Origin of the sequence: Chryseobacterium oleae (assembly GCF_900115055.1) — a bacterium.
Classification (GTDB): Bacteria; Bacteroidota; Bacteroidia; order Flavobacteriales; family Weeksellaceae; genus Chryseobacterium; species Chryseobacterium oleae.
The window spans coordinates 504,995-517,737 of sequence record NZ_FOVD01000003.1 but is presented as its reverse complement, the minus strand read 5'-3'; the positions used below and the strand labels follow the sequence as shown (position 1 = coordinate 517,737).

Below are 12,743 nucleotides of genomic sequence, written 5' to 3'. Positions count from 1 at the left end.
CCGGATGATGAAGGAGTATGTGTATTTCAACATTACTCTCATTCTTGTAGCATCTGAAATTTTCCTGATAAATATCAAAAAATGACTTTATTGTGAGTACACAACAGAAGCTGAAATAAGCTACTATAATAAGAAATATATATATATATTCATATTGTAGTGAATTGTCGTGAAGAAAAATAATCATTAATATGAACACGTTGTGTATTTTAGAAACTATCTTATTAAATTGACAATCAGTAATAATAAGCTCAAAAAGCATGAAGAAAATTCTCCATGCTCTTTAAATAAAAAAGGTAAATACAATGATTATAGGTATATTCGAAAACGGAATTGACCACCTCAAAATCGGGATTCAAATATTCTCTATATGGCTTAACGTATATTTTGAAATGTTTTTTTTTTGCTAACTCCCGCTAACCATACTTTTTAATCAATCGCATTTAGTGCTGGTGTCCTTGGTGCATTTCTTCTTTCTCTGTTTTTTTCCCTTCCGGGACATCAACCGTGAAATCCGCGGTATGCACCTTTCCATCTATTTTAAACTGTACCCACATTCTGTAAGTACCAGAATTTTCAATGTACGTTTCTGAATAGATAGGAAAACGTTCATCTGACACAGGATGAATATGAAGGAATTCTTTATCCTTTTCACTGATCATGACGATATGAGCAGATGCTCCCAGATAAGGCTGCAGATTATTTTCCTGCAACTTCTCTCCATCTTTTTCAACGGATATTTCCAAAGATTGTGTTCTACTAGTTTTGAAATCATTTCCATTTTCAAGTGTCACCGTGTAACCATCAACTTCTGAAATCCAAGGATGAGACACCTTCTGGTTACTTGCTCTATAATTGCCCTGCACGTCAATTTCCTGCCTGTTGACAACCTGCGTCGCGCCACTTGGTTTAAAATCGGTAAATAAAAGGTACTTACCTCCATTAGGAAAGATCTCTGTGATCACATAGGTGCCATCTGCCTGTTCTTCAGGATGGATATGGCGGAACCAGGTTAGATCTTCACTGACTGCCATTAAATGTATTTTCATTTCGTGAGAAATCTCTAACAACACAGTCTGACCTTTTTCTTTGATGGTAAATGTCAGTTGTGTTGGTACTCCAGCCTCCATAGTTGGTGGAAAAGTGCTTAGCTGGACCTGATATTCGTTTGAGTTTTCCTGGTGGGCAGCTTTCAGATCCATTCCGCACTTTGGACATCGATCTCCCTGTTGGCCTGTTATTTCAGGGTGCATGGGGCAGGTATAAACATTTTTATGATCTGTCTGATGGGCATTTTTCATATGCTAATGGGGTTTTACTGATTAATGGATTCTCTTTTTAAGAATCGAGAGGCTCTATTTTAAAGCCTGCTTTTTGAACAGCTTCTATAACTTCCTGTTGGCCGATACCTTCTGTGGATATAGTAAGTACTTTATCTTTGTGATCGATATCTACTTCCCAATTACAAACGCCTTCAGCATCATTTAGAAAAGGAGTTACTTTTGTTAGGCAACCACCACAGTTGATATTGGTTTTGAACTGAAAATTTTGAGTGTTATTTTCCATTGTTTTAAATTTTAATTGTTTTACTGATACAAAGGTGAGTAAAATAAGAGTGCTCCTTTTTGTGCTATTTTCGATTTGATTTGTAAGATTTACTGATTTACGGAAACCGGACTTCAAACCCGTATCTGAAGTCCGGTTATAATTAGTTATTTAAGGGATTTGATGGAAAAAGAAGCAATGATAACAGCAATTGCAGAAACAATAGCTGCTGATAAAAATGCAGTCTGGAATCCTTCATTAAGGGCAGTAGAATCAGTAGCTCCGGCGATTTTAATAGCATTGGTTTTTGCAGCTGAAATTGCGACTGCAATAGCCAGACCCAAAGCTGAACCCACCTGATAACTTGTATTCACCAGCCCGGAAGCAAGTCCCGTTTCTCCCGGCTTGGCACCTGACATTGAAGCAATAGTCCCCGGAATATAAGCTAATGACATTCCTAAAGCACCCAATAAAGAAGCAGGCAGTACATTAACCAGGAATTTTCCATCCGGAGGTATAATACTAAACAGGAGAAGGGAAGCGGTAAGGGCCATCAATCCTGCTATCAGATTGCTTTTAAAACCAAATTTAGCAACCAGTTTTCCTGTAACGCCTACCATCAGAAGCATGATCGCAATGGTCATAGGCAATAACGCCAATCCACTGTTAAAGGCTGAATAATGTAAGGTCTGCTGCAGATAAAGATTCAGAAAGAACCATAAAGGGATCCACGCTGCCGCCAATAAAGCCATGACCAGGTTGCCCGGTGACAGATTGGGAACTTTGAATATACTAAGCGGTACCAATGGCTCCTTTTTCTGCTTTTGGATCATCAGAAAGACAATCAATAACAGTATGGAAAGGGCAAGCAGTCCAATAGTCTGCATAGATTTCCATCCTGCACCTTCAGCTGATACGATTGCATAAACGGCCAAGATCAATGCTGCTGTTGCAAAAAGGGCCCCGGCAATATCTACTTTTCCTTTTTGAGTAGTTCCTTTAAACAGAAGATTTTTGCTAAAAAGCAGCACTGCAATTCCGATAGGAATGTTAATCAGGAATACCCAATGCCATGAAAGCCATTCGGTAATTGCTCCGCCAAGAAAAACTCCGGCAGAACCACCTGCAGCAGCAGAGGCGCCCCAAAAACCTAATGCTTTATTGAGCTCTTTGGGATCGGTAAATTTGGACAGGACTAAAGTAAGGGCTGCCGGAGCGATAAGGGCAGAACCTAAGCCCTGCAGAGCCCTTCCTGTATTCAGTGCTGCTTCTGACCAGGCTACACCTGCCAAAAGAGATGCGCCGGAAAGAATACCAAAACCCCACATGAAGATTTTACGTGGACCAAACAAATCAGACAAACGGCCGCCAAGCAGTAAAAATCCACCGAAAAGAATTACGTAAGCGTTAAAAATCCATTGCAAACCGCTTTGAGAATAGCCAAGGTCTGCTTTTATGGCAGGCAGGGCCACCCCAATAATGGAGGTATCCATAATTACTATAAATTCTGCCGCACACAGCAAAAAAAGGGCTGACCAGCGTTTACTGTATGGGATTGTTTTACCCATGGTTTGTGTTGTATCTGTCATCATATTTTTATTATTTATTTAGGTTTAATTATAGACTTAACAGTCCAAGAGCATGCTGCAGCTGAACGTGGAGAATCCGTAGATGATATACAGCGTTCAGGTAGTTGATCTGGGCCTGGGTCAGTGCCAGTTCGGCATCTGTAAGTTCAAGCCTTGAACCCAAGCTGTTCTGAAAACGGGATTCGACCATTTTATGATTTAGCTCTGCAGATTTTATTGTTGTTTCATGGATAGCGAGCTGCGTAACGGCCTCTTTCCATTTGCTGATAATCGTGGCGAGTTCAGTTCTGACCTCATCTTTTAAATCATTGAGCCGTATATCTTCCTGTTGTGCTTTGATCTTTGCCTGGTTGATCTGAGACTGTGTACGGTTGCCGTTAAAAATAGGGACACTGAGTTCTATGCCCACAAAAGAAGTTTTTGGCCATGCATATTGGCTGAATTTAAAATCATCAGCCTGCAGTTGGATTTGATATTGAGCTATAAGGGATATCTGTGGCAATAGTTTTGCCTGAGTAGCCTTTAATTTTTTTTCTGTGAGGTGTATCATCAGTTTTTGAATCGTGATATCGTTCCTGTTTTTCTCAGCGATACCAAATGCTTCATCCACCTGTTGAAACTCACTTTGGCTTGTCTCTATACCAAGCTCAAGCGGATCGGTCAATTCAATTTCGACTGGTTCTTTCAATCCGATCAGTCTTTTGAGTTCAATACCGGATACATCGATGCTGTTTTTTAAATAGGATATAGAGGATCTAAGATTTTCCACCGCAATGAAGCTGCTCAAGGTATCTGATTTTAAACCTCTTCCCTGGGCCAGCAGAGAGCGGGAATCTTTTAGTGCCTTGATATTCCGTTCAAGGCTTTGCTCGAATGAACCAAGCTGGCGGTTCATCATCAGTATATCAAGATAGCCTGTAGAAATCTTAAGGGCCACAAGGCTTTTCAGATCAGCTGTTTTTACATTCTCGATCTTTTCATTAATCGCTGATACTTTCGTCAGCTGATGTTTGACCGGTGTATAAACAGGCTGATATAAGGATATAAATGTATTATAGGTGTTTTTTCCGCCAACAGCGACATCCTGAACAGGTTTGTCGGTACCTGCAAATGAACCCGGGAGAAAGATAACCTGTCTGTCAAAATACCGGGAATAGGCTGCATTGGCAGAAATGCTGGGCAGCAGGCTGCCCTTTGTTTCTCTGGTCATTTCTTTAGCATGGATCTCTTCCAAAACCTGTATCTGTATGGCTTTATTTCCCTGTTTTGCAATTTCCAGGGCATCGGTAAGGGTCAGTGCTCTTTTCTGTGCATACAATCCATTGACACTTTGGGTCAAAAGCAGTGCTGTTGCTATATATAAGATCTTTATTTTCATTTTATCTTCTTTGAATTTTACATCATTATTTTACTCGTGGTCTGCTTGATCTTCGGGATTTTCTTCCACAACAACTTTCTTAAGTTTACTGCTTGATAAATAGGAGTAAACAGCAGGAATGATGAATAGGGTGAGGATTCCCGAAAAGACGAGCCCACCTGCAATGACAATTCCTAATGACTGGCGGCTGTTAACAGTAAGTGCAATGGGCAGTACTCCGAATATCATGGCCAGTGATGTCATCAGAATCGGACGGAAACGCTGTTCTGCAGCTTGTATTGCTGCTTCATATTTTGAAAGTCCTGTATCTTTCAGATGGTTGGCGAATTCCACGATCAATATTCCGTTTTTGGTGATCAATCCTACCAGGGTAATGATCCCGATCTGGCTGAATACATTTAAACTTTGCCCGAACCATGACAGGCTCAGAATGGCTCCGGTGATGGCCATCGGTACGGTAAGCATGATGATCAGCGGATCACGAAGGCTTCCAAACTGGGCCGCTAAGATCATATAGATAAAGAGCAATGCTACAATCAGGGTAAAGCTGATATTACCCTGGCTTTCAGTATAGTCCCTTGACTGACCGGCTAAGGAGCTTTTGAAATTTTGACCCAGAATCTCTTTCTTGATTTTTTCAATTTCCTGTATTCCTTCTGCAAGACTTACTCCGGGTGCCATTGCTGCAGATACGGTAGCTGATGTATATTGATCATACCGGTAAATGGCTGCCGGACTTACGGCTTCTTCCGTGGTGATCAGATTATTCAGCGGGATCATCATACCTGTTGCCGAGCGAACGTAGATCGCACTTAAATCACTTTTATCATTCCTGTTTTCACGATCCAGCTGTCCAATCACTTCGTACTGACGGTCGTTGCGCAGAAAATATCCATAACGCTGTCCGGAGAATGAAAGCTGCAAAGTATGGGCTATTTCTTCCATAGACACTCCCATCAAAGCTGCTTTCTGACGGTCGATATTAATTTTGACTTCAGGTTTATTGATTTTGAGATCAGCATCAACAAAGAGAAGCTTTTTACTTTGTCGCGCTGCTGTCAGAAATTTTGGAAGTACAGCAGTCAGACTATCCAGGTTCTGTGACTGTAATACATATTGGATAGGCATACCTCCTCCGTATCGGCTCCCAATAGTTGGAGGCAGATAAGGAAACAGAAGAAACCCTCTGAATTTCCCGGAAGCAGCTCCATATTGGCTATAGAGATCCTGAATGCTGGATTTCCGTTCTTTAGGATTTTTGAGATAGATACTTTGTACAGCCACATTGACAGGGGCAGGAGCTGGAATAAATGAAATAGCAACCATCGAATACGTCTGATAAAGACCGTCGGTGGAATCGTTGACATATTTCCCAACCTCAGTCATATGTTTTTTCATATAGTCGAAAGAAACGCCTTCGGGAGCAACAGCAATGAGGCTCATATTGGAACGGTCTTCTATGGGAGCCAATTCTGACGGAAGTTTTTCGCCGACAAAATAGATCAGTGAGGTCGTGCCCGCAAGGAAAACCCAGGCCATCCATCTGGCGCGCATAAAGGCTTTTAACAAAAAGGCATATCCATTATTTAAGCGGACAAAGAATGGCTCGGTAACACGGTAAAACCAATTCGGTCTTTCTTTTTTCTTCAGAAAATAAGCACTCAACATGGGAGTAAGCGTTAATGCCACTAAAGCAGAGACGAGTACTGAGCCGGATACTACAATGGCAAATTCCTTGAAAAGCTGTCCGCTGATACCACCCATAAAAACAATAGGCAGAAATACTGCGGCCAGCGTAATGGTAGTGGAAATAACAGCAAAATAAATCTCCTTAGAACCTATGAATGCTGCCTGTATCGGCGACATACCTTCTTCAATTTTTTTATAGATATTTTCAAGGACAACAATGGCATCATCCACCACGAGTCCTATGGAAAGGACCAGTCCCAGAAGAGTCAGTATATTGATGGAAAAATCAGCCACATACATGATGAAAAATGCGGAAAGAATCGAAACGGGAATGGCAATCACCGGAATCAGGGTGGACCGCCAGTCTCTAAGAAATAGAAAGATGATCAATACCACCAGTCCGAAAGCAATAAAGAGCGTTTCTTCTACCTCCTTGATAGATTCCCGCACAGATTGAGTAAAGTCGAAGCCCACAATCAGACGGTATTCAGAGGGGATTTCCTTTCGAAGCTGATCCAGACGTTTATAAAACTCATCTACCACTTCAATTGCATTAGCCCCACGCTGTATCTGAATAGCCACACCTATACCCACACGGTTAAGGTTTCCTGTTTCGTTGATAATAGCCGTACGTTCGTTGACTTCTCCCAGTTCGGCTGAGCCGATATCTTTCAGTTTGATTACGGTACTTCCTACTTGCTTAATGAGCATTTCCTCAAAATCTTTCACGGAAGTAAGACGTCCCATGGTACGGATACTTAGTTCGCTGTTCGTTCCGTCTATCCGTCCTGCGGGCAGGTCAATATTTTCCCTTGCTAATGCCTGGCGGATATCTGCGGGCGTAAGCTGATAGGCTGCCAGTTTAGAAGGTTCAAAACGAAGGCGCATCGCGTATTTATGCTCTCCTACAATGGATACGTTATTAATGCCGGGAATCGATTGAATTCTGTCCTTGATGGTAGTAGAGGCGAGGTGGCTGACCTCTTTGATATCTTTGGTATCACTTTCCACTTCAAGGAATGCCACCAGATTGTCCGGTGATGATGTTTTTTGAACGATTGGAGGATCCACATCGACGGGAAGCTGTTTCCTGGATTTAGCCACTTTATCTCTAACATCATTGAGGGCATCTTCAATGTCTATTTCCCGGTTGAATTCTATTGAAATAACACTTGCCTGTTCTCTCGATTCGGAAGATATGGTCCGTATGCCATTGGCTTCGGCAATCGATTCTTCCATTGGTTTGGTAATCTTGGATGCGATTACTTCGGGGCTTGCTCCGGGATAAAAAGTAACGACCGAAATGACAGGTGGCTCCGTCAACGGAAATTCCCGAATCCCTAATTCTTTCCATCCTATGATCCCTAAAATAACGATAAGGAGCGAAAATACACCGGCCAAAACCGGTTTTTTTATACTTAAAGCTGATATGCTCATAATGCTAAGATTTGAAATTGGTTATTTAGAGATCACTGCTTTTACGGGTGTTCCGTCTCCTAAGCGCAGCATATTTGAAACAATAATACTGTCTCCTGTAGCAATACCGGATGTAATAACAGCATGTGTTTCTGTCCTGTTGCTTATCGTGATGGGTTTAGGTTTTGCTACGCCATTCTTTATGACAAATACGGTATAGCCTTTTTCACCTGGAGCAAGAGCTTCAGTGGGGATCATAATACCGGTAGCTCCTTTATCGGAAACATGGAAATAGACTTTAGCAGAAAGTCCTGCACGAAATTTTCCACCCGTATTTTGGGTAATTGCCTGTACCTGTAAGCTTCTGCTTTCGGCATCAAGTCCCGGCTCTGTTGCGATAATAGTTGCTGAATATTCCTGATCAGAAAGCTCAGCCGTAAACCGTATTTGGCCTCCTACGTGTATCAATGGCAGGTATTTTTCAGGAACAGAGAAATTGATTTTAATGCTGCTTTGATCCTGTAAGGTAACCAACCCGATACCAGGTGTTACATAAGCACCCAGATGTACTTTTGAAATCCCGATTTTTCCCGAAAAGGGAGCATGGATGACCGTTTTAGCCAAATCTACCCTAAGCAGCTCCTGCTGTGCAGTTAAAGATTGAAAACGCATAACCGCCTCGTCGTATTCCTGGGGCCTTACCGTTTCAGTTTTTAATAGATTGCTCAACCTATTTTTACTGAGCTGGGCCAGCTTCAGTTCTGCACCGATCTGCTTTAAACGCGATCTGATATCAGCATCGTTCAGCTTGTAAAGAACAGCTCCCTGACGGACATAACTGCCGTCTTTAAAAGATACCTGAGTAATCTTTTGCGGCAGTTCGCTCACAATTGAGACCTCACGGTAGGGCATCATTGTTCCCACTACAGCTTCCTCCTGATTGAGTTGCTGCTGCTGAGCGATTATAATGTCTACCGGTAATTTGCTGGTGTCTGCCTGAGCTGTTGCTGCTTTTTCAGGTGCTTTTTTTTCTTTGTTTTCACAACCAATCAACAGGATGCCTAATAGGGGAATTAAAACCCCCAATCTTTGTGTACTGTATTTGTATAACATGACTTTTTTTTTAATCCAACTAATTGTTAAATTTTAAGGTCAAAATTACCTACAGACCCTGTGGTGCTTTCTACACAATTACAGATAAGATTTGTGGAATTTATCTTGTCATATCCTAAGATGTGAGTAAATAAATCTATACCGAACAGCATTAAAAAGCGAAGCCCATCAATTAACAGGGCTTCGCTTAATGATACTCGTGGTAGATTTGTCATCTGTATAAGAAAAAGTGGAATCAGGTTGTCAGGAAGGTGGATCATCAGGAGACTGTTCCTGTATAATGGTCATCTTATCAAGTCTGATCTGTTTGTAGTAAGAAGATGTAAAACCGGTATATTTTTTTAGCTGGTTAGAAAGATGTGCCGGGCTGCTATATCCTAAGGCATATGCAATTTCGGACATCGATTGATCGGTATACACCAGAAGTTCTTTTACTTTTTCTATTTTTCTTGAAATGATGAATCTTTCCAGAGTACATCCCTCAGAGGATGAGAACAGTGAGCTTAGTGAATCATAATCTTTATGAAGTTCGTTGCTGAGAAGTGCAGAAAATTTCACAGGATTACCAGTGTATAATTGTTGTTGAATACCTTTTTCAACAGTATCTTTGATATGATCTATTGTCTTTTGATTTTTACTGTAGAAAAGATCGAACCCATTTTTTTTGAGCATAGCTTTGATCACTTTCTTATCAATGACTGTCTGATCTGTTTCTTTTAGAATGACCTCACCTAAACGTATTTCTGACAGTTCAAGACCCAGCTTTGGAAACTCCTGAGCCAGAACAAAAATGCACCTGTTGCATACCATCCCTTTGATTAATAATTTCATGGAGTATAAAATATTTAGTATTCATATTGTTACCACTCCAAAAGTCTGTTTTTATGAATAATAAAATGTTATGGTATTACTTGTTTGATTTATGATATTTTATGAATTATGGGAATTTATTCAACATTAAAAATAGCAGACTAAACAGAGAAAGTAATCGTATGTGGGTCACAATACAGAATGATAGATATAAAAACGGTGACCCGGAAATGATGGGCCGCCGTAATGTAAAAATTCTAAAACTTTTTTTGTAATCAATTTATTTTTTTTAGCTTGTCAGAAGGAGGATTATAGTCGGGGAGGCTTGTTACCCTTACCGTATCTATTCCTTCCAGTGACCATGTAATGGGTAACATGGTCATATAACCACATTTAGGACAAGTATCACCTTCTGAGCCAATCATTTCTTTGTGTGAGGGGCAGCCTGTTATAAATTTTCTATTTTTATCGAGGGCCTGTCCAAGCTCGTTTTCATACTTGTTGATTTTTTTGGTAGTCTCTTTATTTTCTAATGCTTTAGTGTGATGATGTCCGTCACCCTCGCTAAGAGAATGCGTATTTTTTTCTTTTTTATCACTGCTACCACAGGAGGAGGCAAGTACGGCGATTAAAGTAAATAGAATGATCTTAATCGTATTGATTTTCATTTGAATAGTATTAATTGGGTTAAAATTCCGGTCTTCTTTACATTATTTTTTCCATTTAAGGCGTAAGCTGTTAATGACCACGCTTACACTGCTTAGTGCCATGGCAGCTCCTGCAATCATTGGGTTGAGTAAGAATCCATTGATGGGAAAAAGAATCCCTGCTGCCAGCGGTATACCCACAAGATTGTAGATAAATGCCCAGAACAGGTTTTGTTTAATGGTGGCTACGGTTTGCTTGGATAAGCGTATAGCTTGTGGTATTTTTGTTAAATCGGATGAGATAATGGTCATTTTGGCTACATCCATAGCAATATCGCTGCCTTTACCCATTGCAATACTTACATCAGCGGTAGCCAGTGCGGTACTGTCATTAATACCATCACCTACCATTGCTACTACTTTTCCCCGCTGTTGCAGTTTTTTCACAAAATCAGCTTTGTGCTGAGGCAGTACTTCTGCCTGATAGTGGAGTATACCTGTTTGTTCGGCAATAGCTTTGGCAGTAGCTTCGTTGTCGCCGGTAAGCATATACAGTTCAATTCCCATTTTCTGCATTTCTTTAATGGCTTGCACTGATGTTTCTTTGATCTTGTCAGAAATAGCAATCACAGAAAGTGCATGTGTGCTGTTCCCGAACCAGATCACAGTTCTGGACTGTCGGCCCCATTCATCAGCCTGCTGTTGAAGCTGATCAGCAATAATAATATTATTTTCTGCCAGCAGCTTTTTATTACCTACGAAATAAGTTTCCTTATTGTGGTCTGCTTTAGCTCCTTTACCGGTAATACTGTCGAACATTGATATCGGAGTCACTGCAGCTCCTTCCAAATGTTTTACCACGGCTTCTGCCAATGGATGCTCAGACTGTTTTTCAATACTCAGTAAAATGTCTTTTGCAGTATCTTCATTGTTCAGCCATTGAATACCGGTTACCTGAGGCCTTCCTTCTGTAATAGTTCCTGTTTTGTCTAAAACGACAGCCGTTACTTTCTTAGCGAGTTCCAGACTTTCCGCATCTTTAATCAGAATGCCTTTTTCGGCTCCTTTACCAACGCCTACCATAATAGCAGTGGGGGTTGCTAATCCCAATGCACATGGACAGGCGATAACCAATACGGTAACAGCAGCTAAAAGCCCCTGAACGACTCCATTATTTCCCCCTAAAACGATCCATAATAAGAAAGTGACAATAGCAATGCTGATGACTACGGGAACAAATATACCTGCAATTTTGTCGACCAGCTTCTGTACCGGGGCTTTGCTTCCCTGGGCATCCTGTACCATTTTAATGATTTGGGCCAGCATGGTTTCTTTACCTACTTTGACTGCTATAAACTGAAAACTTCCCTTTTGATTGATAGTGCCGGCAAATACTTTTTCGTTTTCAGTTTTCAGTACAGGAACAGGTTCTCCACTCAACATGCTTTCATCTACATAAGAGTTACCTGATTTCACCATGCCGTCTACCGCAATTTTTTCACCTGGTTTTACCAGTAATACATCTCCGGCTTGGACCTGCTCAATAGGAGTTTGTTTTTCATTCCCATCGGGGAGTATGATGGTTACAGTCTTAGGTTGCAGGCCCATCAGTTTTTTAATGGCTGATGAGGTATTGCCTTTTGCTTTTTCTTCCAATAATTTACCCAGAAGGATGAATGCAATAACCACGGCTGCTGCTTCAAAATAAACGTGTGCATGCAACCCGCGCCGATGCCAGAAATCAGGGAAAACCATATTGAATACACTGAAAAGGTAGGCAATCCCTGTGCTAAGAGCTACCAAGGTGTCCATATTGGCAGAACGGTGTTTGGTCTGCTTCCATGCATTGATGAAAAAGTCTTTCCCTAGCCAGAGAACAACAGGAGTAGAAAAGAACCACATTATTTCATTGGCATAAGGAATATTCATAAAGAACATACCGATAGTGACTACAGGTAAAGACAGGAGAACCGCCCAGATGGTTTTATTTTTAAGCTTTTTGAATTTCTCGGCGTGGATTGCTTCTAAAGATTCCTGCTGCTGGTTTTCGTCCACAATGAGCAAATCGTATCCCACAGACTGAAGAGCTTTCTGCAGCCTGGAAGCATCCGTCATATTGGGAAGATATTCTACCGTCAGATTTCCTGTTGCGAAGTTTACTGAGGCGTCAATGACCCCTGATTCATACTTTGCAATACTTTCTGCACTGCCGGCACAGGATGCGCAGGTCATACCCAAAACAGGGAAGGAGTTTTTAACTGTTGGAACACCATAGCCTAGATCTTTAACGGCTTTAACGGCTTTGAAAACTACTTCGTTGTCTGTTACCGTAATGGCCGCCCTGCGGTTATTCAGTTCTACTTTTTGGGTTTCAATGCCATGGATCTGTGTGAGCCCTTTTTCTACGATCAGTGCACAGTGTTCACTTTCAACGTCTTCCAGAGGGATGTAAATGGTTTCCCGAATGGTATTTGTCGCCATATTTTGCTTGTTATTATCTACCTGCAAAGTTGGCGACAAGATCTTTGAATGCGATTGTGGAATTATGGATTTGAT

9 protein-coding genes are annotated in these 12,743 nt (G+C 41.2%); all 9 read right to left on the bottom strand.

Going from position 1 to position 12,743, the window contains the following annotated elements; translation table 11 throughout:
* Positions 1-443: 443 nt before the first annotated feature.
* Complete coding sequence (locus BM143_RS12955; protein ID WP_228430796.1) at positions 444-1,301, bottom strand: heavy metal-binding domain-containing protein; 858 nt, start codon at positions 1,299-1,301, stop codon at positions 444-446.
* 37 nt (positions 1,302-1,338) lie between these two features.
* Complete coding sequence (locus BM143_RS12950) at positions 1,339-1,566, bottom strand: heavy-metal-associated domain-containing protein (protein WP_090024857.1); 228 nt, start codon at positions 1,564-1,566, stop codon at positions 1,339-1,341.
* 146 nt (positions 1,567-1,712) lie between these two features.
* A complete protein-coding gene (locus BM143_RS12945; protein WP_228430794.1) occupies positions 1,713-3,137 on the bottom strand; it encodes an MFS transporter in 1,425 nt (474 codons plus the stop codon).
* 25 nt (positions 3,138-3,162) lie between these two features.
* On the bottom strand, positions 3,163-4,512 hold the full coding sequence (locus BM143_RS12940) for a TolC family protein (RefSeq protein WP_090024856.1): 1,350 nt from the start codon (positions 4,510-4,512) through the stop codon (positions 3,163-3,165).
* 30 nt (positions 4,513-4,542) lie between these two features.
* Positions 4,543-7,638: an efflux RND transporter permease subunit gene (locus BM143_RS12935; RefSeq protein ID WP_090024855.1), complete on the bottom strand. Its 3,096-nt coding sequence runs from the start codon at positions 7,636-7,638 to the stop codon at positions 4,543-4,545.
* Between the two features lie 21 nt (positions 7,639-7,659).
* A complete protein-coding gene (locus tag BM143_RS12930; protein ID WP_090024854.1) occupies positions 7,660-8,730 on the bottom strand; it encodes an efflux RND transporter periplasmic adaptor subunit in 1,071 nt (356 codons plus the stop codon).
* Positions 8,731-8,973: 243 nt separating this feature from the next.
* Entirely contained in the window at positions 8,974-9,561 is a 588-nt protein-coding gene (locus BM143_RS12925) for a helix-turn-helix domain-containing protein (protein ID WP_090024853.1), read from the bottom strand.
* A gap of 254 nt (positions 9,562-9,815) precedes the next feature.
* Positions 9,816-10,208, bottom strand: coding sequence for a hypothetical protein (locus tag BM143_RS12920; protein ID WP_090024852.1), 393 nt, complete (start codon positions 10,206-10,208; stop codon positions 9,816-9,818).
* 42 nt (positions 10,209-10,250) lie between these two features.
* The gene (locus BM143_RS12915) at positions 10,251-12,668 is read right to left on the bottom strand and encodes a heavy metal translocating P-type ATPase (protein WP_090024851.1); all 2,418 of its coding nucleotides are present in this window, start codon (positions 12,666-12,668) and stop codon (positions 10,251-10,253) included.
* Between the last annotated feature and the right edge of the window lie 75 nt (positions 12,669-12,743).

What these genes read in the sequence shown, in the direction of transcription:
- BM143_RS12955 (WP_228430796.1), bottom strand. Translation starts at nt 1,301, where the DNA reads ATGAAAAATGCCCATCAGACAGATCATAAAAATGTTTATACCTGCCCC.
- BM143_RS12950 (WP_090024857.1), bottom strand. Translation starts at nt 1,566, where the DNA reads ATGGAAAATAACACTCAAAATTTTCAGTTCAAAACCAATATCAACTGT.
- BM143_RS12945 (WP_228430794.1), bottom strand. Translation starts at nt 3,137, where the DNA reads ATGATGACAGATACAACACAAACCATGGGTAAAACAATCCCATACAGT.
- BM143_RS12940 (WP_090024856.1), bottom strand. Translation starts at nt 4,512, where the DNA reads ATGAAAATAAAGATCTTATATATAGCAACAGCACTGCTTTTGACCCAA.
- BM143_RS12935 (WP_090024855.1), bottom strand. Translation starts at nt 7,638, where the DNA reads ATGAGCATATCAGCTTTAAGTATAAAAAAACCGGTTTTGGCCGGTGTA.
- BM143_RS12930 (WP_090024854.1), bottom strand. Translation starts at nt 8,730, where the DNA reads ATGTTATACAAATACAGTACACAAAGATTGGGGGTTTTAATTCCCCTA.
- BM143_RS12925 (WP_090024853.1), bottom strand. Translation starts at nt 9,561, where the DNA reads ATGAAATTATTAATCAAAGGGATGGTATGCAACAGGTGCATTTTTGTT.
- BM143_RS12920 (WP_090024852.1), bottom strand. Translation starts at nt 10,208, where the DNA reads ATGAAAATCAATACGATTAAGATCATTCTATTTACTTTAATCGCCGTA.
- BM143_RS12915 (WP_090024851.1), bottom strand. Translation starts at nt 12,668, where the DNA reads ATGGCGACAAATACCATTCGGGAAACCATTTACATCCCTCTGGAAGAC.